This window comes from Ectobacillus ponti (assembly GCF_024294785.1).
GTDB classification, from domain to species: domain Bacteria; phylum Bacillota; class Bacilli; order Bacillales; family Bacillaceae_G; genus Ectobacillus; species Ectobacillus ponti.
In genome coordinates, this window is record NZ_JANCLT010000003.1 from 384,355 (window position 1) to 408,490 (window position 24,136).

Genomic DNA, 24,136 nt, shown 5'->3' on the forward strand with positions numbered 1-24,136 from the left:
CCGGAGCCGGCTTTTACTTATTTCTCGCGTTTCATTTGACGTCGGAAGAACAGCTCATACATGATCGGAATGATAATGAGCGTCAGCAGTGTGGATGACGTCAAACCGCCGATAACTGTAATCGCCAGTCCCTTGGAGATCAAGGTGCCGGACGAGGTGGTCAGCGCGAGCGGAATGAGGGCGGTAATGGTCGCGAATGCCGTCATCAGGATGGGGCGCAGCCGCGTTTTGCCTGCTTCCACGAGTGCGTCGCGAATTTTCATGCCTTTTTGCTCACGGTTCTGGCCAATGCGGTCCACCAGCACAATCGCATTTGTTGTGACAATCCCGATCAGCATGAGGAAGCCGATCATCACGCTGACAGACAGCGGTTCCTTTGCGATGAAGAGCGACACAAGCGCCCCGATGGGCACAAAGATCAGGGAAGACAGGATAATGAACGGAATGCGCGCCTTTCCGAAGGTGATGAGCATGGCCAGATAGACAAGGCCGATGGCGATAATCATGGCCAGCCCGAGATCCTGGAATGTTTTCACGGTATCATCGCTTCCGCCGCCGGCTGTCAGTGAGACATCCTTCGGTAAATCCAGCTTTTTCACATCACTGCTTACCTGCTGGGTAACAGCTTGTGTGTTGTTGCCCTCAATTTGGGCGGATACGCGGGCGTATATTTTGCCGTCGAGCTTCTGGATGGCGGTGAAGCTGTCAATTTCCTTCACCTCAGCGACTTCGCCCAGCTTGACAGGGCCGCGCTGGCTGAACAGGGTCACATTCTTCAGTTCATCCAAGGAAGCGAGAGACTGGCTGTAGGACAGCTGTACACTTTGGTCCTTCTGGTCCAGCTTCAGGGTGCCTACCTGTACCGGTGTTGTCTGGTCGGAAATGGTTCCAAGAATCTGGAAGCCGGACAGCCCGTACTGGGCGGACTTTTCAGGATCAATCTGCACCAAGTATTGCTTCTGCTTCTCTGAGAAGTTGTTTGTCACATATTTTAGATCTTTATTTTTGCCCATGTATTCTTCCACTTGCTTGGCGGCTGTTTGAAGCGCATCCAGGTTTGTGGAATACAGGTCGATGTCAACGTTATTATTGGAAGGCGGTCCGCCGGAGGAAAGCTCCTGCACGCCGAGCTTCGTGCCCTTTGCTTCGGCATCGGCAATCTCCTGCATCTTCTTCTCAAGCTCTGTTATGAGCTTTGGCACATCCTCGCCTTCCTTCAGCGTAATGAAGTAGCTTGCTTTGTTTTCCCGCTTCAGGCCGGTTGTGAAGTCACGGCTGCCGACTCCTGCGGTGACCTCCTTAATGCTGTCATAGCCGCGGAACATCTTCTCCATTTTCAACGACACATCATTCGTTTTCTCCAAAGATGTAGAAGCCGGCAGTTCAATAGAAGCAATGAGCGTTTTTTGCGCTTCATTTGGAATAAATGTAAAGCCGAGCTTCGGCACGACCGCAAAGGAGCCGCCCAGCAGCAGAAGTGAAGCGAGAATGACAATAAGCTTATGGTTTAAGGCCCAAACGATGGACTTGGCATAGGCGCGCTGCAGACCGTCCTCCTTCTCTTCCTTTGGCACCTTCTTAAAGGAAAAGCGGGCCAAAATCGGAACGACTGTGACAGCGACCAGGAGGGAAGCCAGCAGCGAGAACACAATCGTTAATGCAAACGGCAGGAAGAACTCGCCGGTGATGCCGCCGACAAAGCCAAGCGGCAGGAATACGACAACGGTTGTCAGTGTGGAAGATACAATGGCCTTTAAAATTTCCCGTGTGGAATCCAGTACCAGCTCATTGGACATGCCTTCCTTGGATTTGCGCACACGGCGGAAAATATTTTCAATGACGACGATGCTGTCATCCACCACGCGGCCGACCGCGACAGCCATGCCGCCGAGCGTCATAATGTTCAGCGAAATGTCCAGCCGCTTTAAGAAAATGACCGCGAATAACAGGGACAGCGGAATGGAGACAATCGCAATGATGGTGGCGCGGATGTTGCGCAGGAACAGCAGCACGGCCAGGGAGGCGAACAGTGCGCCCAGCAAGCCTTCCTTCACCAGCGTCTCGACCGATTTCTTGATGCCGTCTGCGGAATCATAGCCGATGGCATAATCCACTTTGTCCTTGTAGCGGTCCAATACTTTGATTACCTGGTCCGCCACCTCGACAGTATTGGCATCCTGCTTCTTCGTGACAGCCATGGAGAGCGCATCCTTTTCATTGTAGCGCGTCTTTTCCGCTTGCTCGGATACAGCCTCAATCTTGGCAATATCCTTTAAGAGCACAGGAGCGGCCTGCGGTCCTGCCTGGGCCGCAAGAGGTGGCTTCAGCTGCAGATTTTCCAGCTTGCTGATGGTATCCAGCTTTTCCTCCACGCGCACCGGCACCTGCAGATCAGCGGTGTTGACACGGCCGGCCGGGAAGGAGAGGAACTTGGCGTTGATTTGCTCCTTCAGGGCGCTGAGAGTCAGTCCGTAGCGCAATGCTTTTTCCCGGTCCACGGTAATTTGGACAAGATTTTCCTTCATGCCGCCGACAGAGACGCTGTTGATGCCCTGAATTTTGTTCAGCTCCGGAACAATCTCGTCATTCAGCAGCTTTTCCAAATCCGCATCTCCTTTTGCGAATAAGGAGATGTTGTAGATTGGAAAGGAGCCGAAGGAGAAGCGGTTCACCTTGGCCTGGGCCGTCTCCGGCAGCTTTGCATCTTTGATGGAGGCATTGATTTGCTGCTCCACCTTATCCATGTCTGTATCAAACGGGAACTCCAGGTTGATAATGCCGATGCTCTCGTAGGAAGAGCTCTTCAGCGACTTTAAGCCTTCAATTCCTTTCAGTTCGTTTTCCAGCTTCGTTGTGACCTGCTGGTTCACATCATCCGGCGAAGCTCCCGGATAAATCACTTCCACTGATACCTGCGGGAACTCAATATTTGGCAGCAAATCGACCTTCAGGCCGCTGAACGAGTAGAGGCCGCCAAGAATGAGCAAAAATGAAATGATGAACACGGCGACAGCATTTTTAAGGCTGAAGCGGGTCAGAAAGTTCATATGCCATTCCCTTCCTTTCTATAATAGATTTTGATTTCGTTCCATATATAAGCATTGTAAAGCATTTATATAGAAGCTGCACTTGTTTTGTTTCAGTTTTTTGTAAGTTTTGTATAAGTTTTTGTGAATGTTGTATGATGGCATATTCTTCGGCCGGGTGGTCATTCTAAGAATGAGTATACGGGAAGGAGCTGAAGGAAATGTCTCACCAGAAGAAGGAAAAGGAACGCCTCTGGCGGGCGCGCAAGGAGAACCAGCAGCCGCATGGCAAGGTTAAGACGTTTGCGGAGCTGGCAGAGGGTACAGACGACCATAAGAGAAGCTGAAGAAATAAGAAAAAACGCGGTGGCAGGCCCACTGCGTTTTTTAGTGTACTCTCGGGAAGGACAGACGAAAGCAGGATCCGTCCCCCTGCTGGCTTGTAATTTTCACGTTGCCGCTCATGGCCTTCACGATGCTGAACACCACCATCATGCCGAGGCCGGTTCCTTTCTCCTTTGTGGAGTAGAACGGCGAGCCGAGACGCTGAAGCTGCTCCTTGCTCATGCCGGTCCCGGTGTCCTCAATGAGAAGCTGGACCGAGTCATCCTGCTCCGATGCCGAGATGGTAAGTGTGCCGCCGGACGGCATCGCCTCAATACAGTTTTTTAAAATGTTCAGGATGCACTGATTGAATTTCTGCTTTTCTCCGAGCACGTACAAAGGCTGCCCCGGGGGCTCATACTGCACCACGATGTTGGAGAAATGGGCGAGCGGTGTGATGAGGGACAGAACACTGAACAGCTCGGCTTGAACGTCCAGCCGCTGTGTCTTGTCAATGCTCGGCTTGGCAAATGTCAAATAATCAGTCAGTACATGATTGGCCTGGTCAATTCCGTTGATGGCGATATCGAGATATAGGCTGCGCTCCTCCGGTGAGTGCTGGCCTGTCTGCAGCAGCTGCAGAAAGCCCCGGGTGGAGGTGAGAGGATTTCGGACTTCATGGGAGATGGAGGCGGCCATTTCCCCGATAAGATGGAATTTTTCCATGTTCACAAACTCCTCCTGCAGGCGGACCTGCGAGCGCAAAATCTCAATGAGATACAAAATGAGCAGTGTGCCGGCCGTGCTGCAGAACTGATAAAAGGAAACATGCCAAAAGTAATCCTGCGGGTCCGGGACATTCCATAAGAAAAACGGTGCCCAGCCAATCGGAAATAAAGCGCTTGCAATGGCGCAGAGCAGCAGCTTTCGCCGGAACTGTCCCTGGATGAAGGGCTTGTACATGAAAAGAAGCGCAAGATAGGAAACAGAAGAAGCGAACAAGGCAGGCAGTGCCCCGTCGCCGCCAACCAAGAAGCGGTACAAGTTCATTAAAGCCCATACAGCGCCTCCTGCTGCGGGACCGCCTATCAGCGTGCTGAAGATAAGAGAGATATGCCGCAGGTCAAACCGGTAGCCGGGGTAAGTCTGAACGGCGAAGGTAATGCAGACAACAATCGAGAGAGAAGCGAGCGCAAGAAAGAAAGCTGCGCTTAAGCGCGGATGCTGCCGTCCCTTATGAACCCAGAACAAATGAAAGACAAGCACGGATATAAGCAGAATCATAATATTGAGCAGCAGATACATGATGTACGGTCCCAAAGCAATTCCTCCTTGGTACAGGCTGTTACGTATAATCCCATCATACAACGCAAAGACGCAATTTTAAATAAATATTGACAATTTTGAAAACCTTTTTCAGTAGTTTTCTTTTCGATGGAAATGTGGTACGATTTTATAGCGATTTTTAGAAGAAAGTCCATGCTGCCGGCATGGGAGAGGTTCGCGAACTCCCTCTATAAAAAACTAAGGTTATAACAATATCTATGGGGTATTGTTATTGTTTTTTAGGAGACAAGGAAGCCCTTGTCGATAGTTCAAGAATGCTCTTTCTTCCATATATAAGAAGGGAGATGTATGAGATGTTAAAGCAGGAAAAAGCCGTTGTGGTGTTCAGCGGCGGGCAGGACAGTACAACCTGCCTGTTTTGGGCGCTGCAGCAATTTCAAGAGGTAGAGACGGTGACGTTCCATTATGGGCAGCGCCATGAATTGGAGATTGAGTGTGCGGCCGCCATTGCCAAGGAACTCGGTGTAAAGCACACCGTGCTGGATATGAGTTTGCTTGGGCAGCTGACGCCAAACGCTTTGACAAGAAATGATATAGAGATTACGCATGAGGAAGGCGGGCTTCCTTCGACGTTTGTGGACGGCCGCAATTTGCTGTTTCTGTCCTTTGCGGCAGTTATGGCAAAGCAGGTCGGCGCGCGCCACATTGTGACAGGCGTGTGTGAAACAGATTTCAGCGGCTATCCGGATTGCCGCGATGTGTTTGTAAAGTCTTTAAATGTAACGATTAATCTGGCGATGGATCATGAGTTTGTCATTCATACACCGCTGATGTGGATTGACAAGGCGGAAACGTGGAAGCTGGCGGATGACCTCGGCGCCTTCGAATTTGTGCGCGAGAAGACACTCACCTGCTATAACGGCGTCATGGGCGACGGCTGCGGCGAATGTCCGGCATGCAAGCTGCGCAAGGCCGGCCTGGACAAGTATTTGGCCGAGCGTGAAGGAGCGGAGAACTGATGGACTTCTTTGGCTTTCGCATCGTAGAGAACCTGCAAAAGATCGACCGGGACATTAAACGGGATCAGTTGAAATACCACAACAAGCGCGTGATGGTGAGCAAGGAGTTCACCTTTGACGCGGCGCATCATCTGCATTGCTATGAAGGGAAATGCAAGAACCTGCACGGCCATACGTATAAGGTTGTGTTCGGCATCAGCGGCTATGTGGATGAAGTCGGTCTGGCGATTGATTTTGGCGATATCAAGGAGATTTGGAAGCAGGAGATTGAAGTGTATCTCGACCACCGCTATTTGAATGAAACGCTGCCGCTGATGAATACGACAGCGGAAAATATGGTGGCGTGGATTTTTGAAAAAATGGAAGCGGCGCTTGGGACAGAAGAGCGCCAGCAGCAATACAAAGGCGCACGCGTGGAATTTGTCCGCCTGTTTGAGACACCGACGAGCTATGCCGAGATGAGACGGGAGTGGATGTATGGTGAGTAAGATTCCCGTTCTTGAAATCTTCGGTCCGACTGTACAGGGCGAGGGGATGGTCGTGGGGCAGAAAACGATGTTTGTCCGGACGGCCGGCTGCGATTACAAATGCGCCTGGTGCGATTCGGCCTTTACATGGGACGGCTCGGGCAAGGACCAAATCCGGCAGATGAGTGCCGCGGATATATGGGAAGAGCTGCGCCGCATCGGCGGCGACCGCTTCTCGCATGTGACCATTTCCGGCGGCAATCCGGCGCTCCTGGCTTCGCTTGGGGAGCTCATTCGTCTGTTGAAGGAGAACGGCATCCGCACGGCGCTGGAGACGCAGGGGAGCAAATGGCAGGACTGGCTGCCTGAGATTGACGATATCACCATTTCCCCGAAGCCGCCAAGCTCCGGCATGCAGACAGATTTTACGATGCTTGACAGTATCATTGATAGATTGCAAGATCAGCATGTCAGCCTGAAGGTTGTCGTATTTGATGATGCGGACTTTGCCTATGCGGAAACTGTGCATCTGCGTTATCCGCAGGTGCCATTCTTCCTGCAGGTGGGCAATGATGATGTGAAAACGGCAGACGATGCGGCGCTCATCAGCCGTTTGCTCGGCAAGTATGAGTGGCTGATTGACAAAGCAATGGAAAGCCGTACGATGAACGATGCACGTGTGCTGCCGCAGCTGCATGCGCTTGTGTGGGGCAACAAACGCGGTGTGTGAGGAGGAGACAAACATGACAGGACGTAAAGATGAAGAATTGCAGGATGTCACGCTGCTGGGAAATCAAAACACAAAATATTTGTTTGCATACTCTCCGGAGATTCTGGAGACATTCGATAACAATCACCCGAACCGTGACTATTTCGTAAAGTTTAACTGCCCGGAATTTACAAGCCTTTGCCCGAAGACCGGACAGCCGGATTTCGCCACGATTTATATCAGCTACATTCCTGACATTAAGATGGTGGAGAGCAAGTCCTTGAAGCTGTATTTGTTCAGCTTCCGCAATCATGGCGACTTCCATGAGGACTGCATGAATATCATCATGAATGATCTCATTAAGCTGATGAATCCGCGCTACATTGAAGTGTGGGGCAAGTTCACGCCGCGCGGCGGCATCTCCATTGACCCATACTGCAACTGGGGGCGCCCGGGAACAAGGTACGAGCAGATGGCGGATTATCGTCTGATGAACCATGACTTGTATCCGGAAAAAATCGATAACCGGTAACTGAAAAAAGGATCCTGTGACAGGATCCTTTTCTTTTATGCGTGCTGTGCAATAATCGTATAGTTTTTGTGATTGACAACGGTAAGCGGCTCTACATCCAGTTCCCGAAAATTCTTCATAATAGTCACGTCCACGATGACGGAGTTCTTGTTTACCTTTTGCACCCGTCCTTGCAGACCCTCTTTGAATTGAATGATGTCACCGGCTTCTGCGATCTTCATGTCTGTTCTCTCCTCACGAGTCAAAAGTTTAGTAGAAAAAGAGAGGATTGACAAAATGACTTTTCCTACTTTTCTTTATTTTGCAGGAAGTTGTCTTGTTTGTAAATGTTTTCATTACATTTTTTTATAAAAAATCTATTTTTATAGAAAAATAATACAAAATTATAAGGGGTCACGGAGGATACAGTCAAATTTAAAGAAATAAAGATGGTGTCAGCAGAATATAATGGTATGGAAAATTATGAGAAGAGGGGTTGGCTGAGTGGGAGACTTATTCTGGGTCGTTGCTTTGTTCATTGTAATTGTGTTTGTCGTAATTGCATTCGGCAAGAAGAAAGACAAGAGCTCCTACAGCTCAAACGATTGGTATGATGGAAATGACGGAAATGACGGAAATGACGGAAATGACGGAAATGACGGAAATGACGGAAATGACGGAAGCGATGCTGCAGACTCCGGCTCTGGCGACAGCGGAGACGGTGGAGGCGATTGAAGGAAAGGGGGGGGGCTGCGGCTGCCCCTTCTTTGCTGTTTCTGTCTGCTGTGTGTGGTATGATATAAGCAGATATGACAAAGGATAATACCAGAGTCTGGAAAAAACGGAGAGTGAGAGGGATGCAAATCTCGTTGATCAGACATGGTCCTCCGATCATGCCGTCGGATCGGATTCGTGTGAAGCAATTTCCGGATTGGCTGCGTGCTTACGGAGAGGCGGATGCGGATTTGGCAGAGCCTGTACCGGAACGGACGCGGAGAATGGTGGAAGGCGCCAGATTTATTGCTTCAAGCAATGCGAAGTGCGCAGTGCAATCAACAGCATCGTTGACCAACTCCTTATCGTTTTTGCAAAGCTCGTTATTTCGGGAGGCAGCCCTGCTGCAGACGCCGCCATTGCCTCGTTGGGTAAGCATGAAGCCGGAATCCTGGGTGCGGGTCGGGCGCGCCTGCTGGCTCGCCGGCCTTGGCCGCAGCGAAGAGCCGTATGAGCAGGCCCGGATCCGGGCCAGACAGGCTGCTGATGTATTGATCGGGTATGCTGCCTTTTATCAAAAGGTGGCGCTGGTCGGCCATAGCTATTTCAATGTGATGGTTGCAAAGGAGCTGCAGCAAAGAGGCTGGCTTGGGCCGCTGCTCCCCGAGAGAGGGTATTGGAATTGTGCAGTATATCGTTATAACAAGGTGTTGGCAGGAACGGATCTGAAGCAGCATGTTCCGCTTACCTTCCCATAAGAAAGGCACAATTTCCAGCAGGAATCTTGTGCCTTTCTTATGTTTCCTGCTTGTCGCTTTTCCCAAAGCAGGGTACAATTGAGTCTTGCAGAGGTGAGGTCATGGATTATACACTGGCAAATGAAATATTGGATAAGCTGAAAAACAGAGAATTGCACGAGTATACGGTTACGAAGGAGTCCTTCTATGCCTTTCGTGAAGCGCTGGTCAAGCGGCCGGATTTCAAGCATTTCCGCGGCACTGCTTATCATGGCGGCCGGGTCGTATACACATATATAGAGACAGCCAGGTCATAGGGATTGGGAGGCAAAGGAATGAAGCCGACACCGCAGCGGTTGACGAGCTGGGATTATATGTGGCAGGGCGCTGACGGCAAGCGGTATGCCGGCATGGTGCTGCTGCCATGGGAGCGCAAGAAGGAAGGGCGCTACCTGTGGGAGATGAAAAAGCGCATTGCCGATGCATACAAAAGCAAGGCGTACGTGTCTGTCACAATTTTGCAGGGAGATTCATTTTTGGACTTGGACGGGCGCGTGGCTCATGTAAGCGAGGAGAAAAGCATGGTGACGCTGCAGGATGCAGCGGGGAATGTCCACCGCTTCCGGATGAGCGACGTGCTTCACATTGGGGATCAACAGGAAGAGGGCGGCTCAAAATAAGAGCCGCCTTTTTCTGATAAGCTGCAGACAGGGCGAAGGGGAGCCTCAATCGGCTCCCGCTGGCTTGTTTTTTGGCGCCGCTTCGGTATGCTTCCGGTAGTTTGCGCATTTTTCCTTAAAGCATACTGTTTTTGTGCCGGGAGGAAGACTTTCTTTAAACTTTTCATAGCACCAGCAAATGTCCTGTTTCACACATACACGCTCCATTTTCGCTTGCTTCCTTATATTGTACGAAAGCCGCCGCAGGTTTGTCAGCAAAAAGCATTGTAGACGGCCTGCAGCCGGTATACAATGGATGTGGGGGATTTTTCCTATTCCTGAAGATAAGGGAGTGAGAGGGATGAAAGAAAAAGCAGCGTGGCGGATGAACGGCTTTCTGGGCCTGCTTTTGCTGTTGCTGGTTGTTGCAGGGGCCCTTTATTTTGCGATTGTGCAGTATAATCCGCTGTATGCCATTCTGGCAGGCATTTTGGCGTTGATTGTGCTGAGCGGCATGACTGTGGTGCAGCCCAACGATTCCGTGGCCGTCATTTTTTTCGGGCGCTATTTGGGAACGATTCGGGACGATGGCTTCTTCATTACAGTACCGTCCTTGCGCAAGCGTGTGTCTTTGCGCGTGCGGAACTTTAACAGCGACACACTAAAGGTGAATGATGTGGACGGCAACCCGATTGAGATTGCGGCGGTCGTTGTATTTAAGGTGACTGATACGGCTAAGGCGCTGTTTGATGTGGAACACTATACCGAGTTTGTCCGCATTCAAAGCGAAACGGCTCTTCGTCACGTGGCAACGAAATATCCGTATGATACAGACAGTGAACAGCAGTGGTCGCTGCGCGGCAATGCCGAAGAAATTGCCGGGGAGCTGGCGCGCGAACTGGAAGAGCGCCTCAGCGTGTCCGGTGTGCATGTGATGGAAGCGCGGCTGACGCACCTGGCGTATGCACCGGAAATCGCCAGCGCGATGCTGCAGCGCCAGCAGGCCAACGCCGTGGTGGCGGCCCGCCAGAAGATTGTGGAGGGTGCTGTCGGCATGGTGGAGGCAGCGCTGGAGCAGCTGGAGCAGAAGCGGGTTGTCCAGCTCAGCGAGGACATGAAGGCGCAAATGGTCAGCAACCTCATGGTCGCGATTGTATCAGAGAAGGGAACGCAGCCTGTGATGAACGCCGGTACAGTAAGATGAGGACCTCATGCGGGGTTCTTTTTTTACGCAAGGGGGAATCCGATGCCGTATTTGCACACAACGCGTCTGTATATGATCCCGCTCACGCCGGAGCTGGTGCAGACAGCTATGAGGGACGTGCGTGAACTGGAGCGGCGGCTGGCCTGCCGGATTGCGCCGGGATGGCCTTCTGATTTGTATCAGAGTGTCCTTCCCTTGAAGGCGGCAGAGCTGTCAGAAAACCCGCTTGCCGGCCGTTGGGGCGGCTGGGTGATTCATCGCCGCCGGCAGATCTTACTTGGAAACATGGGCCTTAAGGCCGGACCGAATGAAACAGGGACAGTGAGCCTTGGCTACAGCATTGCGCCGGCTTACCGGGGCCATGGGTATGCGACGGAAATGGGCCGGGCATTCGTCGAGTGGGCGCTCCGGCAGCCCGGGGTGGAACGGGTTACAGCTGATTGTCTGGCGGCAAACCTCGCTTCAGCCCGGGTGCTGGAGAAAATCGGGCTGCGGCGCGTCCGTGAGCAGGGCGGCACGATCTACTGGGCGAAGGAAAGGCAGTAAGAGGCTGTTTCTTCAACTGTTGTGAAACTGTTAGCGATTTGTCATCTTTTTTGTCGATTTGTAATAGCCGCAGGCTTGTGTCAAGGACTTGTAACATGGGCCGGATGAAGAAAGCTGCCCTATTTTACAGGAGCGTAAAAAGTATGACAAAGTTGGGCGGAATGCTATCGTATCCAAATGGCGGTAGGTTTACAAGGAAAGCTTTTCTGTGTAGAATGCGGATACATACCAAACGGGCTTTGCGGAAATAAGCAGAAGGAGGAGAAGGTGTGTCGTATTCTTTGGTATGCAACGCTGCCGCAAAGCAGAGGAACCAGCTTGTTGGCAAACAACTCTATAAAAACTCATGTGCCCTCATTGCCAGGGCTTTTTTTATTGTCTGCAGATTTCGCCTCCTCCATTTTCCTGTCATCGCATGTCTGACTTTTCGGCAGCCCTCCCATTTTCATTGACAAGATTCCGCAAATAGACTGTATTGACACCCGATTTAGAATGTAGTTTGATATGTTTTGTATTTCTTTTTTTGAGCCTCCCTCTCTGTGTCGAGATTTGACATACATAATTTGAGGTATATATATTGTGTATCCTCACTAAAAGTAATACAATATGTAGGTATAGAAGATTATTTTACATTTTTTGGTATATTTTAGCAGGGGGGAACCGGAGATGTTGATTGCCTATGATTCTATGACGGGAAATGTCAAACGCTTCATTCATAAGCTGAACATGCCGGCGGTGAAGGTCGAAGAAGGTCTCATCTTGGACGAAGAATTCGTCCTAGTGACATACACAACAGGATTCGGGAATGTCCCCGAGCGCGTGACGAAGTTTTTGGAGCGCAACCATTCGCGTCTGCAGGGCGTGTCGGCAAGCGGCAACCGTAACTGGGGTGATATGTTCGGCGCCAGCGCCGATCATATTTCCCATCAATATGAAGTGCCGGTTGTATCTAAATTTGAGCTGGCGGGCACGAATAAGGACGTGGAAATTTTTAAGGAAAGGGTGCGGGAGCTTGCGGCATATCGAGTTAAACAATGAAATTACGAAAATGACAGACGGCTTCTATCAGCTGGAGAAGGATCAAGAGGCACTCCAGGAATTTATGAAGGAAGCGAGAGAGAACACGCTGCATTTTCACAGCGTGCAGGAGCGCATCGCCTACATGCGGGAGCATGACTACTACTACGACGTGCTTGGCGAGTATTCACTTGCAGAGGTGGAGGCAGTATATACGCTTGTGTACGAAGCAAACTTCCAATTCCAGTCTTATATGGCGGCATCCAAGTTTTATAAGGACTATGCGCTGAAGACGAACGACCTGAAGCAATACTTGGAAAGCTACGAAGACCGGGTGGCCATCGTGGCTTTATATTTGGGCAGAGGAGACGCGGAGAAGGCCAAGCAGTATGCGGAGATGATGATCAAGCAGAACTACCAGCCGGCGACGCCAACGTTCCTGAATGCCGGACGGAGCCGCAGAGGCGAGCTGGTGAGCTGCTTCCTGCTCGAGATGGACGACAGCCTGAACTCCATTGGCTTCAATATTAATACAGCGATGCAGTTAAGTAAGATCGGCGGCGGTGTGGCTTTGAACTTGTCCAAGCTGCGTGCCCGCGGCGAGCAAATCAAGGGCATTGACAATGCGGCAAGCGGTGTAATGCCGGTCATGAAGCTGCTGGAGGACTCTTTCTCATACGCAAACCAATTGGGCCAGCGTAAAGGCGCAGGAGCTGCTTATTTGAATATTTTCCATTGGGATGTTATGGAGTTCCTGGATTAATTGTAGTCCCTCTGCGCAGTAACGCGTATGAGAAAACCTTGTGAACGCAGGCAAAAGCGGTGTCGCTCATGGGCGGCTAACGGTATCAGCTGAATAAGGAGAATTGCTCGCGAAGAAGCTGACTAAGAGAGCCTACGGTCCAGCAATGGATAGCAGGTAATACCGTGCCAAGCTTGGCATAGCCAAGAAGGTGTAGAGACTATCGAACGCCCGTCGTACGACGGAAGCAAGTAGAGTAGGCAGGAGATTAGCACCTGTCGAAGCGCAAGGCTGCCGTTCTGGCAGATGATATAGTCCACCCTGCAGTGAAAGCTGCAGACGAGGTGTCCAAAAAAATTAATGCGGACGAGAAGACACGCATTCAGTCGCTTTCCATCGGTTTGATTGCGCCAAGCAAATTCTTCGAGCTGGCGGAGAAGAATGAGCCGTTGTATGTATTTGCCCCTTATACAGTGTACAAGGAGTATGGCATCCATCTGGATGATATTGATATCGATGCCATGTACGAGGAACTGCTGCAAAATCCGAACGTGAAGAAGAAAAAGCTGGACCTGAGCGCGCGGGACATGCTGATCAAGATTGCGATGATTCAGTTGGAGTCCGGCTATCCGTATTTCATGTTCAAATCAAATGCAAACAAGCAGCATGCCTTGAAGGATATTGGCAGTGTTAAGATGTCTAACCTCTGTACGGAAATTTTCCAAGTTCAGGAAACATCTGAAATTAACGATTACGGCCAAGAGGACACAATCCGCCGTGATATCTCCTGCAACCTCGGCTCTCTGAACATTGTCAATGTTATGGAGAACCAAGAGCTTCGGGAAGCGGTACATGCCGGCATTGAGGCGCTGACAGCCGTATCCGACATGACAATCATTCCGAACGCGCCGTCTGTCAAGAAGGCAAACGAAGAAATGCACTCTGTCGGTCTTGGCGCAATGGGGCTTCACGGCTACCTGGCAAAGAATAAAATTGCCTATGAAAGCAGTGAGGCAAGAGAGTTTGCCGGCACGTTCTTCATGATGATGAACTACCACTCCCTTGAAAAGAGCATGGAGATTGCCCGTGAGCGCGGAGAAACCTTCCGTGACTTTGAAAAATCCGAGTACGCGAAGGGCACGTATTTTGAGAAGTACGAAATGCAGGATTTCCGCCCGCGCACTGAGAAGGTACAGAGGCTGTTTGCAGGCATGCATGTGCCGTCTCCGGAGGATTGGAGCCGCCTGAAGGAGCAAGTGCAGCAGCACGGCCTTTACAACTCATATAGACTTGCAGTTGCTCCGACTCAGTCCATCTCCTACGTGCAAAACGCGACAAGCAGCGTGATGCCGATTGTGAACCAAATTGAATCCCGCACGTATGCGAATTCGACAACCTACTATCCAGCGCCATTCCTATCGAAGGAAACGTTCTGGTACTATAAGACGGCTTATGATATGAATCAGTTCAAAATCATCGACCTGATTGCGGAAATTCAACAGCACGTTGATCAGGGCATTTCCACGATTTTGTACGTGAACAGCGATATCTCCACCCGTGAGCTCGCCCGGTACTACATCTATGCCCACAAAAAAGGGCTGAAGAGCTTGTACTATACGAGAACGCGCAAGCTGAGCGTGGAAGAATGCATCGCATGTACGGTGTGAGAAAGGAGCGGATCGGATGAAAGCAGTAAACTGGAATAAGAAAGAAGACGACTTCAGTCTTGTATTTTGGAAGCAGAATATCGCCCAGTTTTGGACGGAAGAGGGTGCGACACGTTCACCTATAACTGCCTAGCGCAGGAAGTGGTGGGGCTGTTACATGAGTAACAGTCACAACTGAACCGATGAATGGTAGGAATGAAAGCCGTCATGCTGAGCTGAAACTACCTCTCTAAAACTCCTACATGCACGAGGATGTGATGAAATCCGACTGTATGACGCTAGGGAAAGTCGGTTGAACTTATGCTAGAGCCGCTTTGTGGAAGTAGGTATGCATAAGGATAGATCGGGAGGCTGTAAAAGATTCCTATGGTTAGAATGCCTAAATACAAAGGCTGACGAAGTGGCGAATGTACGGGTCTAAACGGTCACTGCTTCCGAAAGGGGCAGGTCACAGATATGTGGCGTGCAATACCGAAAAGTAAAAATCTTCTTTATGAAATTCGGGATAGCGGGCAAGGACGCTATATGTTGCGCAGGCTCATAGTCACGACCTAAGGGAATACATGATAGCTAATCGGTTCGGAACGTGGTAAGCAAGAGGCTTCTACACTAAACGCTCATCAGCGGGAAGTTTGCATATAAGGTAGAAATACCGAAATTGCTTTGCTCTTGTGAAAGTAGGGGCACAGTACTTATGAAGCCATGGAAACATGGTGGAGGGATAGCCCCAAGTCTAAAGTGAAATCTAAGCACTTATAAATGTGTATTGCATCGGTCTGGTATGAATGTGGGTAATAACACCTCAGCGGTAAGGGATGGTGTTACCACAATGCAAGCCACTCTGCGACATTGGGAGTACTACGGACTAACCGAAAGATTCTCCCGACTTTATGAAGACAGCGCCAAGGGCAAAAGATTTAAAAACCTTTACGAACTCATAGTCAGCGAAGAAAATATCCTCCTGGCATATCGCAGTATTAAAAGGAATAAAGGCAGCAGAACAGCAGGGGCAGACTCCTTTACGATTGACAACTATGAGGTAATAGAGAAACAAGAGTTCGTTATGGGTATACGAGAATCACTCGCCAACTATAAGCCAAAAGCGGTTCGAAGAGTTTGGATACCCAAGCTCAACGGAGATAAACGTCCATTGGGGATCCCGGCTATGCGGGATAGGCTAGTCCAACAGATGTTTAAACAAGTACTAGAGCCCATCTGTGAAGCCAAGTTTTATAATCACAGCTTCGGTTTTCGACCGCTTCGAGGTGCTCAGCATGCAAAAGCCAGATGTGACCTTTTAATTAACCAATCTAAGCTGTATTACGTTGTAGACGTAGACATAAGAAGCTTCTTTGATAACGTGAACCACACAAGGCTGATGAAACAACTATGGAACATAGGCATTCAAGACAGGCGAGTTCTAGCCATCATCAGTAAAATGCTGAAAGCTCCCATTAAGGGTGAAGGTGTCCCAAGTAAAGGCGTGCCACAAGGTGGCATCCTGTCACCGCTTCTATCTAACATCGTGTTAAACGACTTGGATCACTGGGTTTCAAACCAATGGGAAAACTTCAACTCCAATCTTACGTACACCAAGCCGTATAACAAGTACGCGTCGTTGAAAGGGACAAACTTAAAAGAGGGTTGGATAGTCAGATACGCAGACGACTTTAAAATCTTCTGTCGTAGCTACAAAGCAGCTGAAAAGTGGTTCCATGCAACGAGGGAATTTCTATACAAAAGACTGGGCTTAGAAGTGTCTGGCGAGAAGTCAAAAATTATTAACTTGAGAAGAAAAAGCAGCGAGTTCCTAGGTTTTACTTTAAAGGCGAAAGAGAAGGGGAAGCCCAAGAGAGGAAACGGAAAGAAGTATGTATCTGTAAGTTCCATCAGAAGTAAAAAGGTACAACATATACTTACAGATGCCAAACAAAGACTTAGGCACATGCAATCAGTACCAACGAGGTTTTCAGCATATAAATGGAATGCCTTTGTTTTAGGACTACACAACTATTTCCGATACGCCTCACAGGTGAACCTTGACTTTAATGATATTGCCCACAAACTGTCCAGAACGATGCATAACCGATTGCGAGCATATAGTAAAAAAGAGTATCCGAAAAATCCTTCAGACACATATAAAAGGCTGTATGGAAAGTATAAATATAAAACTTGGAAGATTGATGGAATTTATCTGTTCCCATTAGCTTGTATTAAACGGGAAACACCGCTGGGCTTTCAACTGGCATATAACCCATATACGGAGTCGGGTAGGAAATTCATCCACGACAAGATGGAAATCAACATTTCCGTACAAGTACAAAAGCTAATCAGGTCACATATTCCGCACCGCAGTGTGGAATACATCGACAACAGAATCTCTCGTTACAGCATGAGGAAAGGGAAATGTGAAGTGACCCAGTTATACCTTCAAGCCGAGGATACTCACTGTCACCATGCAGTACCATTTCACCTTGGCGGGACAGATAATTTCAGCAATCTGCGGATTGTGCATAAAGATATACACATCCTCATACATGCTAGAGATATAATGACAATTGACAAATACAGCTCCATGTTTAATTTGGACACAGTACAGATCAAGAGACTTAATAACATGCGAACACTATGTGGTCTCAAGGAAATTCACTGATATTCTCTATTGCAACGTGGTAACATTTATAAAGGCGATTTGGTAACTTTAGATGGAACGCCGTATGAGGGGAAACTCTCACGTACGGTGTGGTGTGGGGGAAAAGGCAGAGATTATATCAAAGTCTTACCTATCACAATAAATCTCTGTTTCCACGGACAAAAACAATTGGGTGAACCTGTCGAAGGAAGAGCAGGTTGCCTACAAGCGTGTGCTGGGCGGCCTGACGCTGCTCGATACAAAGCAGGGCGGAGAGGGGATGCCCCTCATCCTCCTGCATGTGAAGAACCTGCAGGCGAAAAGCGTGCTGGCGTTCATGGGCGCCATGGAGGAAGTGCATGCGAAATCGTACAGCCACATCTTCACAACGCTGGCGACAGAAGAGGAAATTGACGGCATTTTCCGCTGGGTGGATGAGCATCCGCTGCTGGAAAAGAAGGCAAGCCTCATCGGCAGCTACTACCGGCGCCTGCTGAAGCCGGAGGTTACACCGAAGGAGCTGTATATGGCGATGGTGGCAAGTGTATTCCTGGAGAGCTACCTGTTCTACAGCGGCTTCTTCTACCCGTTGTACTTGGCCGGCCAGGGCAAGATGACGGCAAGCGGGGAAATTATTAACTTAATCATCCGCGACGAAAGTATTCACGGTGTATTTGTCGGCCTGTTGGCACAGGAGATTTACGCGCAGCTGTCTGAAGACGACAAGCAGGAGGCAACAGCGGAAACATTGCAGCTGCTGCTCGACCTGTACGAAATCGAAAAGGCGTATACAGAGGAAATCTATGCGCCGATCGGTCTTGTCGGCGAGGTCATCAACTTTATCCGCTACAATGCGAACAAGGCGCTGATGAACCTCGGCTTGGATCCATATTTTGAGGAAGAAGATATCAATCCGATTGTCATGAACGGTCTTCGCACGGATACGAAGAACCATGATTTCTTCTCCGTTAAGGGGAACGGATATGTGAAGGCAACAAACGTTGAAAAGCTGGCGGATGATGACTTCCTATTTGATTTTGAATGAGACTGTCCTTTTGGGCAGTCTTTTTTTGTTGCATTCGCAGCAGCAGCGCTCCTGCTTGCTTTTCTTGCGGAACAACAGGGCTTTGCAGAAACAAAGGGAAAGAAAATGAAACAATCCTGGCAGGAAGGCTCCTGCTTCTCATGAGAATTGTTCCATTTTTTTCGGTTATTGTTTCATTTTTTAAAATCATTATTCCACTTTTTCAATTTTTTGTTTCATTTTCAGGAATTTTTGTTCCATGCCTGTAAAAGTGGGGAGTAAAATCTCTGAACAGAAAGTCTGTCAGAAAATCTGCCGATATTGTGGAGTTTGCCGCCTGTCCTGTGCCATCATGTTAAAACATACACCAGGCAGAAGGTGACAACCGGGCAACTGCAATGCCATATCCATGTGGCAGCTGACTAACGGGGAGGCGTAAGAAATGAATGAGCGATTTATGAGACTGGCACTGGAGCTTGCCTTTGAAAATGCCTTGCTTGGCCGCGGCGGGCCGTTTGGAGCGGTCATTGTACAAGAGGGAAAAGTCGTCGGCACAGGCGTCAACAGGGTGACCGCCTCGAAGGATCCGACTGCCCATGCAGAGATGCAGGCTATCCGGAACGCTTGCAGCAATCTCGGCAGCTTTCAGCTGACGGACTGCGAGGTGTACACAAGCTGCGAGCCTTGCCCGATGTGCCTCGGCGCGCTGTACTGGGCAAGACCAAAGACCGTATACTTTCATCACACGCGCGAGTAAGCTGCAGAGATTGGCTTTGATGACAGCTTTATCTATAACCAGGTGGCATTGCCGGTTGCCGGCCGTATGCTGTCGATGAAGTCTCTCCGGCTGCCGCAAGCCAAAAGCGCATTTGAAATTTGGCAATATACTGACAAAAAGCAACGGCATTAACTCCCACTTCCTTGACAGGATATCCAGAAAGTAAAATGTTCACGAAATCGTACGCTGAAAGTGTGATGTTTATCACATTTTCACTGTCTTCAGCGTAATAAGTATGGCAACTTTTTTACATCTCATTCCAACCTATTGGATTTTAGGAAAGCTCTGATAAAATAAATTCAAAGAAATTGCTCAATAATTCACAAACAGGAGTGGAAGAGACATGAGTAAGCAGCGACTAGTGATGATCGGCAACGGCATGGCAGGTGTCCGTTGCATGGAAGAAATTTTAAAGCGTGATGGAGAGCGCTTTGACATTACCATTTTCGGTGATGAGCCGTATCCGAATTATAACCGCATCCAGCTGTCCAACATTCTGCAGGGGAAAACAAAGCAGGATGAAATTATGATGAACGACTGGAGCTGGTACGAGGAGAACGGCATCACTTTATATACAAACGAGCGTGTAACAGAAATCAATCGTGAGCAAAAAACAGTGGTGAGCGAAGCGGGCCGTGTCGTGGCGTATGACGTGCTGCTGATGGCAACAGGCTCCTCTGCTTTCATTCTCCCGGTTCCGGGACATCAGCTCCCGGGCGTAACCGGCTTCCGTACCATCGATGACTGCAACATGATGATCCAAACAGCAGGCGATTACAAGAAAGCAGTCGTGATCGGCGGCGGCCTGCTTGGCTTGGAAGCGGCACGCGGCTTGCTGAACCTCGGCATGGAGGTTGAGGTGGTCCACCTCATGCCGCACCTTATGGAGGTGCAGCTCGATGCGCCGGCAGGAGAGCTGCTGAAGAAGGATTTGGAAGCGCAGGGCATGAAGTTCCTCATGGAAAAGAAAACAGCTGAAATTCTGGGCCATGAGCGTGTAACAGGCCTTCGCTTCGATGACGGCACAGAAACAAGCTGCGACCTGGTGGTCATGGCGGTCGGCATCCGTCCCAACACACAGCTCGCAAAGGCAGCCGGCTTGGCGGTGAACCGCGGTATCGTCGTAAATGATTATATGGAAACATCTGATCCATCCATTTTTGCGGTGGGAGAATGCAATGAGCATAACGGCCTGACCTACGGCCTGGTGGCGCCATTATATGAACAGGCAGTCGTGCTGGCTGACCATATTTGCGACAAAGGCACAGCCGGCTATCACGGCAGCGTGCTTTCCACTCAGCTGAAGGTATCCGGCTGCGACTTGTTCTCTGCCGGCCAGATTTACGAGGATGACGATACAAAAGCAATCGCCGCAAAGGATGATGTAGCCGGCACTTATAAGAAGGTCCTGGTGCGGGACAACAAGATTGCCGGCATCGTGCTCTATGGCGATGTGTCCGACAGCAACCGCCTGTTCCGTATCATGAAGCAGGGCGCAGACATCAGCGAGTATACAAAGGCATCCATTCTGCATAAGGGCAATGAAGAAGAGGAGCTGAGCGTTGCCTCCATGCCGGCGGAAGAAGTGATTTGCGGCTGTAACGGGGTCACAAAGGGTGCAATTGTACAAGCTGTACTGGAGAATGATTTAAAAACCTTTGAACAAGTCAAAAGCTGCACAAAGGCCGGCGGCTCCTGCGGCAAATGTAAGCCGCTCGTGGTACAGGTGCTGGAGCATACACTTGGCGGTGCGGTGCAGGAGGAAAAGCTGGGCATCTGCGAGTGCACAAAGCTGGACCGTGATGAGCTTGTGGAGGCCATTAAAAATATGGGCTTGAAAACAGCGAAGGAAGTGCGCAACGTGCTCGGCTGGAAGCACGAAGAGGGCTGCGCGAAATGCCGTCCGGCGTTGAACTTCTACCTTGGCATGATCTGGCCGCAGGAGCATGAGGATGAAAAGCAATCCCGCCTCGTGAACGAGCGCATGCACGCCAACATTCAAAAGGACGGCACATATTCCGTGATTCCAAGAATGTACGGCGGCGTAACTGATGTGCAGCAGCTCCGCAAGCTGGCGGACGTGGCAGAGAAGTACAATGTCCCGCTCATTAAGCTGACAGGCGGACAACGCCTCGGATTGTTCGGTGTGAAAAAGGAAGATCTGCCGGCCGTATGGGAAGAGCTTGGCATGCCATCCGGCTATGCTTACGGCAAAACACTGCGTACTGTAAAAACTTGCGTAGGCGCCGCCTTCTGCCGCTTCGGCACACAGGATTCCATGAGCCTCGGCATTGCGCTGGAGAAAATGTTTGAGGGCGTCGACACACCGCATAAGGTGAAAATGGGTGTCTCCGCCTGCCCAAGAAGCTGCGTCGAGTCTGGTGTAAAAGACTTTGGGGTGATCGGCGTGGAGAACGGCTTCCAAATCTATATCGGCGGCAACGGCGGTACAGAGGTGAAGGAAGCGAAGCATCTTTGCACCCTGGCCACACAGGAGGAAGTGCTGCGTTTGGCCGGCGCATTCGTCCAGTATTACCGCGAGACAGGCAAGTATCTGGAGCGCACAGCGCCATGGATGGAGCGTCTGGGCTTTGAGCACATCAAGGAAGTCATGATGGACGAAGCACGCGTGGCAGAGCTGTATGCCCGCTATGAGCAGGTGGCGGCGAAGTACCGCGAGCCATGGGCTGAAGTACTGGAAAAACCGGAATTGCACGCACTTTATGAAGTGAAGCATGTATAAGGGAGCGGATGAAGGATGGCGACAATGACAGCACGTAAGGTACAATTGATGAAGGTGGAAGAGCTGCCGGTCGGTGCCGGCAGAGAGGTGGAGGCGGACGGCGTCAGCATCGCCGTCTTCCGCCTCCCAAATGGCAAGGTGTACGCCCTGCGCAACGGTTCACCATACCGCAACAGCCCGCTGGTGGAAGGCATTGTGTCCGGAGAGTATGTGTACTGCTCTCTGTACAACTGGAAAATATCACTGGCAACCGGAGAGGTACAAAAACCGGATGATGGGCGCGTACAAACATATCCTATAGAAATACAGGACGGATACGTCTACATTACATTGTGAGGGAGCAGTCATGAGAGAAGATGCGGGAAAGGTATATCTAGTGGGAGCAGGGCCGGGCGATGAAGGGCTCATTACGGAAAAAGGGAAGCGGAGCATCACGGCGGCAGATGTCATTGTCTATGACCGGCTGGTAAATGCGCGCCTTCTCGAGCATGCGAAGGACACCTGTGAATTTGTGTACTGCGGCAAGCTGCCAAAGCATCATGTGATGCGGCAGGAGCAAATCAACCAGGTGCTTGTGCGTTATGCGCAGGAAGGCAAAACTGTTGTCCGGCTGAAGGGCGGCGACCCGTCTGTGTTTGGCCGCGTCGGGGAAGAGGCTGCCGAGCTGGCCGTCCGGGGCATTCCGTATGAAATGGTGCCCGGCGTCACGTCCAGCATCGCAGCCGCGGCTTATGCAGGCATCCCGGTGACACACCGTGAATACAGCAACACCTTCACGATGGCAACCGGACACTGCAAGGAGGATTCCACAGACTTGGATTTTGCCGCTCTTGCCAAAAGCAAGACGGCTGCCTTTTATATGGGCATCCAAAACCTTTCCTACCTCTCATCTCAATTGATTGCAAACGGAAGGGACAGACAGACACCAGTGGCGGTCATTGAATGGGGCACAACCGGCCGGCAGAAAACAGTGCTCGGCACGCTTGCAAGCATCCAGCAGCGCGTAACGGAGGCCGGCATCGCCAATCCGGCCATGACCGTCATCGGCGAAGTGGCCCAGCTGCGCCGCGAGCTTGCCTGGTTTGAGGAAAAGCCATTCTACGGCAAGCGGGTGCTCGTAGCGAAGGCAGCAGCAGAGCGGAGCGACATTGCCGCCTATTTGGCGGAAAACGGGGCGGACGTGTGGGAGATTCCGCACTTTCGCAAGCGCGCCCTGAAGCTGGCGGAGACCGAGGTGCGCCGCGTGCTGGAAGCGGATCGCGTTGTCTTTTATGCGCCTGACAGCGTGGCATTTTTCATGGAGGCGATCCTTGTATGCGGCTTGGATGTCCGGGATTTGCCGCGCCGCATGGAAGGCGTTTCGGCAAAATCCGTGGAGGTACTGGGACAGTATGGAATCCGCGCCGGACTCGTGCAGCCGGCTGACGGCGAAACACTGTATATCGGCCGTGCGCTGTCGCTGGCGGAGGAGGAGAAGCTGCAGGCTGCTTGGGGCCGCGGCGTATTTCTGGCCACGCATCAGCTTGAGCATGACGCCCGCTTTGATGAGGTAAGTGAGCGCATGTGGACGGAATTTCCTTGGGAAACAGTCATGTTTCCGAATCAGGCAGCAGTTGCGGCGTTTGTGGCGGAAATGGAGCGGATGGGGGTGGACAAGGCCATCTACACAGCATTGTCCTATGCCTGCATCGGCAAAACGACAGAGGACCTTGCCCGCGCGTATGGCTTTACACGCCGTGATGAGCTGCAGACGATGCTGCAGAAGCAGGAATGGAAGAAGTCTTGCGCTCCGGCTGCTGCTCCGTTACGATAGGCTTGAGGTGAGAGGATGAAGCTATATCCCATTATGCTGAAGCTTGCCGGCAAGAAGGTCGCCATTGTCGGAGGCGGAGCCATCGCGTACCGGAAAGCGGCCGGATTGGCTGAAACCGGGGCGGACATTGTTGTCATCAGCCCACAGCTGCATGAAAGCTTTGCGGCGCTGTCTGTCAGCTGGCGGAACAAACGGTTTGAGCCGGAGGATATCACCGGTGCCCATCTGGTGTTTGCCGCCACAGATGATGCGGCCGTGAACCGGCAGGTGGCGGAGGCTGCCGCGGACTGGCAGTGGGTCGATGTGACAAGCGAACAGGAGCTGTCAGCCTTTTATGTGCCGGCGGTTGTGCGGCGGGGCGACCTTGTGCTCGCGGTGTCCACATCAGGCGCCAGCCCGGCTTTGGCGAAGAGAGTCAAGCAGGAGCTTGAACAGCAATACGGTGAGGAATATGTGCAAATCGTGCAGCATTATAAGCATGAGCGCAAGAAGAGATAAAGCCTGCAGCTGCAGGCTC

The 24,136-nt window shown here is 50.8% G+C and carries 21 protein-coding genes, 3 pseudogenes and 1 riboswitch; of the genes and pseudogenes, 21 read left to right on the forward strand and 3 right to left on the reverse strand.

What is annotated here, in order from left to right; translation table 11 throughout:
• Window positions 1–17 precede the first annotated feature (17 nt).
• Entirely contained in the window at window positions 18–3,047 is a 3,030-nt protein-coding gene (locus NK662_RS08205; RefSeq protein WP_254758432.1) for an efflux RND transporter permease subunit, read from the reverse strand.
• 200 nt (window positions 3,048–3,247) lie between these two features.
• Here NK662_RS08205 and NK662_RS08210 point away from each other — a divergent pair, with 200 nt between their 5' ends.
• Entirely contained in the window at window positions 3,248–3,373 is a 126-nt protein-coding gene (locus NK662_RS08210; RefSeq protein ID WP_254758433.1) for a DUF6254 family protein, read from the forward strand.
• Between the two features lie 40 nt (window positions 3,374–3,413).
• Here the strand turns inward: NK662_RS08210 and NK662_RS08215 are convergent, their stop codons facing one another.
• Window positions 3,414–4,616 carry an ATP-binding protein gene (locus tag NK662_RS08215; RefSeq protein WP_254758537.1) on the reverse strand — a complete coding sequence of 401 codons (1,203 nt, stop codon included), beginning with the start codon at window positions 4,614–4,616 and terminating at the stop codon, window positions 3,414–3,416.
• Between the two features lie 224 nt (window positions 4,617–4,840).
• Window positions 4,841–4,884: riboswitch (PreQ1 riboswitch) on the forward strand.
• 106 nt (window positions 4,885–4,990) lie between these two features.
• Between NK662_RS08215 and queC the strand changes: the two genes are divergently transcribed.
• Genes queC through queF form a run of 4 tightly spaced genes read left to right on the forward strand, consistent with a single transcriptional unit; the run spans window position 4,991 to window position 7,364 of the window.
• Window positions 4,991–5,656, forward strand: coding sequence for a 7-cyano-7-deazaguanine synthase QueC (queC, locus tag NK662_RS08220; protein WP_438503603.1), 666 nt, complete (start codon window positions 4,991–4,993; stop codon window positions 5,654–5,656).
• Window positions 5,653–6,144, forward strand: coding sequence for a 6-carboxytetrahydropterin synthase QueD (gene queD, locus NK662_RS08225; protein WP_254758538.1), 492 nt, complete (start codon window positions 5,653–5,655; stop codon window positions 6,142–6,144). The genes queC and queD overlap by 4 nt, the downstream gene beginning before the upstream one ends.
• Window positions 6,137–6,853 (forward strand): 7-carboxy-7-deazaguanine synthase QueE, encoded by a 717-nt coding sequence (gene queE, locus NK662_RS08230; RefSeq protein WP_254758539.1) that lies wholly within the window; start codon window positions 6,137–6,139, stop codon window positions 6,851–6,853. Before queD ends, queE begins: the two co-directional genes overlap by 8 nt.
• A 13-nt stretch (window positions 6,854–6,866) precedes the next feature.
• Window positions 6,867–7,364, forward strand: a complete 498-nt coding sequence (gene queF, locus NK662_RS08235) for a preQ(1) synthase (RefSeq protein WP_254758435.1) — start codon at window positions 6,867–6,869, stop codon at window positions 7,362–7,364.
• Window positions 7,365–7,399: 35 nt separating this feature from the next.
• On the opposite strand, the gene NK662_RS08240 is transcribed toward queF, so the two are convergent.
• Window positions 7,400–7,585: a YkvS family protein gene (locus NK662_RS08240; protein ID WP_254758436.1), complete on the reverse strand. Its 186-nt coding sequence runs from the start codon at window positions 7,583–7,585 to the stop codon at window positions 7,400–7,402.
• A 262-nt stretch (window positions 7,586–7,847) separates the two neighbouring features.
• Between NK662_RS08240 and NK662_RS08245 the strand changes: the two genes are divergently transcribed.
• The 16 genes and pseudogenes from NK662_RS08245 (at window position 7,848) to NK662_RS08320 (ending at window position 24,117) form a co-directional block, all read left to right on the forward strand.
• Window positions 7,848–8,078 (forward strand): hypothetical protein, encoded by a 231-nt coding sequence (locus NK662_RS08245; protein WP_254758437.1) that lies wholly within the window; start codon window positions 7,848–7,850, stop codon window positions 8,076–8,078.
• Between the two features lie 134 nt (window positions 8,079–8,212).
• On the forward strand, window positions 8,213–8,815 hold the full coding sequence (locus tag NK662_RS08250; RefSeq protein WP_254758438.1) for a histidine phosphatase family protein: 603 nt from the start codon (window positions 8,213–8,215) through the stop codon (window positions 8,813–8,815).
• Between the two features lie 101 nt (window positions 8,816–8,916).
• Window positions 8,917–9,111: a protein YkzS gene (gene ykzS / locus NK662_RS08255; RefSeq protein WP_254758439.1), complete on the forward strand. Its 195-nt coding sequence runs from the start codon at window positions 8,917–8,919 to the stop codon at window positions 9,109–9,111.
• Window positions 9,112–9,129: 18 nt separating this feature from the next.
• Window positions 9,130–9,474 (forward strand): YolD-like family protein, encoded by a 345-nt coding sequence (locus NK662_RS08260; RefSeq protein ID WP_254758440.1) that lies wholly within the window; start codon window positions 9,130–9,132, stop codon window positions 9,472–9,474.
• Between the two features lie 340 nt (window positions 9,475–9,814).
• Window positions 9,815–10,657, forward strand: coding sequence for an SPFH domain-containing protein (locus NK662_RS08265; RefSeq protein ID WP_254758441.1), 843 nt, complete (start codon window positions 9,815–9,817; stop codon window positions 10,655–10,657).
• A gap of 42 nt (window positions 10,658–10,699) precedes the next feature.
• The gene (locus tag NK662_RS08270; protein ID WP_254758442.1) at window positions 10,700–11,203 is read left to right on the forward strand and encodes a GNAT family N-acetyltransferase; all 504 of its coding nucleotides are present in this window, start codon (window positions 10,700–10,702) and stop codon (window positions 11,201–11,203) included.
• Window positions 11,204–11,869: 666 nt separating this feature from the next.
• Window positions 11,870–12,241, forward strand: a complete 372-nt coding sequence (gene nrdI, locus NK662_RS08275) for a class Ib ribonucleoside-diphosphate reductase assembly flavoprotein NrdI (protein WP_254758443.1) — start codon at window positions 11,870–11,872, stop codon at window positions 12,239–12,241.
• Window positions 12,216–12,980, forward strand: a pseudogene (locus NK662_RS08280) (ribonucleotide reductase barrel domain-containing protein); the annotation flags it as partial. The gene nrdI and the pseudogene NK662_RS08280, both read left to right, overlap by 26 nt.
• Window positions 12,981–13,237: 257 nt before the next feature.
• Window positions 13,238–14,629 (forward strand): ribonucleoside-diphosphate reductase subunit alpha, encoded by a 1,392-nt coding sequence (locus NK662_RS08285; RefSeq protein ID WP_279664065.1) that lies wholly within the window; start codon window positions 13,238–13,240, stop codon window positions 14,627–14,629.
• A gap of 829 nt (window positions 14,630–15,458) precedes the next feature.
• Complete coding sequence (gene ltrA, locus NK662_RS08290; RefSeq protein ID WP_254758444.1) at window positions 15,459–17,282, forward strand: group II intron reverse transcriptase/maturase; 1,824 nt, start codon at window positions 15,459–15,461, stop codon at window positions 17,280–17,282.
• A gap of 142 nt (window positions 17,283–17,424) precedes the next feature.
• Window positions 17,425–18,306 (forward strand): annotated as a pseudogene (gene nrdF / locus NK662_RS08295) (class 1b ribonucleoside-diphosphate reductase subunit beta); the annotation flags it as partial.
• A gap of 421 nt (window positions 18,307–18,727) precedes the next feature.
• A pseudogene (locus tag NK662_RS08300) lies at window positions 18,728–19,195 on the forward strand (nucleoside deaminase).
• A gap of 211 nt (window positions 19,196–19,406) precedes the next feature.
• A complete protein-coding gene (gene nirB / locus NK662_RS08305) occupies window positions 19,407–21,806 on the forward strand; it encodes a nitrite reductase large subunit NirB (RefSeq protein WP_254758445.1) in 2,400 nt (799 codons plus the stop codon).
• A gap of 24 nt (window positions 21,807–21,830) precedes the next feature.
• The gene (nirD, locus tag NK662_RS08310; protein ID WP_254758446.1) at window positions 21,831–22,142 is read left to right on the forward strand and encodes a nitrite reductase small subunit NirD; all 312 of its coding nucleotides are present in this window, start codon (window positions 21,831–21,833) and stop codon (window positions 22,140–22,142) included.
• A 10-nt stretch (window positions 22,143–22,152) separates the two neighbouring features.
• Window positions 22,153–23,619: a uroporphyrinogen-III C-methyltransferase gene (gene cobA / locus NK662_RS08315; protein WP_254758447.1), complete on the forward strand. Its 1,467-nt coding sequence runs from the start codon at window positions 22,153–22,155 to the stop codon at window positions 23,617–23,619.
• 15 nt (window positions 23,620–23,634) lie between these two features.
• Window positions 23,635–24,117 carry a precorrin-2 dehydrogenase/sirohydrochlorin ferrochelatase family protein gene (locus NK662_RS08320; protein WP_254758448.1) on the forward strand — a complete coding sequence of 161 codons (483 nt, stop codon included), beginning with the start codon at window positions 23,635–23,637 and terminating at the stop codon, window positions 24,115–24,117.
• Window positions 24,118–24,136 lie beyond the last annotated feature (19 nt).

Coding starts and splice junctions, on each gene's coding strand:
- nirD (WP_254758446.1), top strand. CDS start 21,831: ATGACAGCACGTAAGGTACAATTGATGAAGGTGGAAGAGCTGCCGGTC.
- NK662_RS08265 (WP_254758441.1), top strand. CDS start 9,815: ATGAAAGAAAAAGCAGCGTGGCGGATGAACGGCTTTCTGGGCCTGCTT.
- ltrA (WP_254758444.1), top strand. CDS start 15,459: ATGCAAGCCACTCTGCGACATTGGGAGTACTACGGACTAACCGAAAGA.
- NK662_RS08320 (WP_254758448.1), top strand. CDS start 23,635: ATGAAGCTATATCCCATTATGCTGAAGCTTGCCGGCAAGAAGGTCGCC.
- NK662_RS08270 (WP_254758442.1), top strand. CDS start 10,700: ATGCCGTATTTGCACACAACGCGTCTGTATATGATCCCGCTCACGCCG.
- NK662_RS08205 (WP_254758432.1), bottom strand. CDS start 3,047: ATGAACTTTCTGACCCGCTTCAGCCTTAAAAATGCTGTCGCCGTGTTC.
- ykzS (WP_254758439.1), top strand. CDS start 8,917: ATGGATTATACACTGGCAAATGAAATATTGGATAAGCTGAAAAACAGA.
- cobA (WP_254758447.1), top strand. CDS start 22,153: ATGAGAGAAGATGCGGGAAAGGTATATCTAGTGGGAGCAGGGCCGGGC.
- nirB (WP_254758445.1), top strand. CDS start 19,407: ATGAGTAAGCAGCGACTAGTGATGATCGGCAACGGCATGGCAGGTGTC.
- queC (WP_438503603.1), top strand. CDS start 4,991: ATGTTAAAGCAGGAAAAAGCCGTTGTGGTGTTCAGCGGCGGGCAGGAC.
- NK662_RS08260 (WP_254758440.1), top strand. CDS start 9,130: ATGAAGCCGACACCGCAGCGGTTGACGAGCTGGGATTATATGTGGCAG.
- NK662_RS08240 (WP_254758436.1), bottom strand. CDS start 7,585: ATGAAGATCGCAGAAGCCGGTGACATCATTCAATTCAAAGAGGGTCTG.
- nrdI (WP_254758443.1), top strand. CDS start 11,870: ATGTTGATTGCCTATGATTCTATGACGGGAAATGTCAAACGCTTCATT.
- NK662_RS08210 (WP_254758433.1), top strand. CDS start 3,248: ATGTCTCACCAGAAGAAGGAAAAGGAACGCCTCTGGCGGGCGCGCAAG.
- queF (WP_254758435.1), top strand. CDS start 6,867: ATGACAGGACGTAAAGATGAAGAATTGCAGGATGTCACGCTGCTGGGA.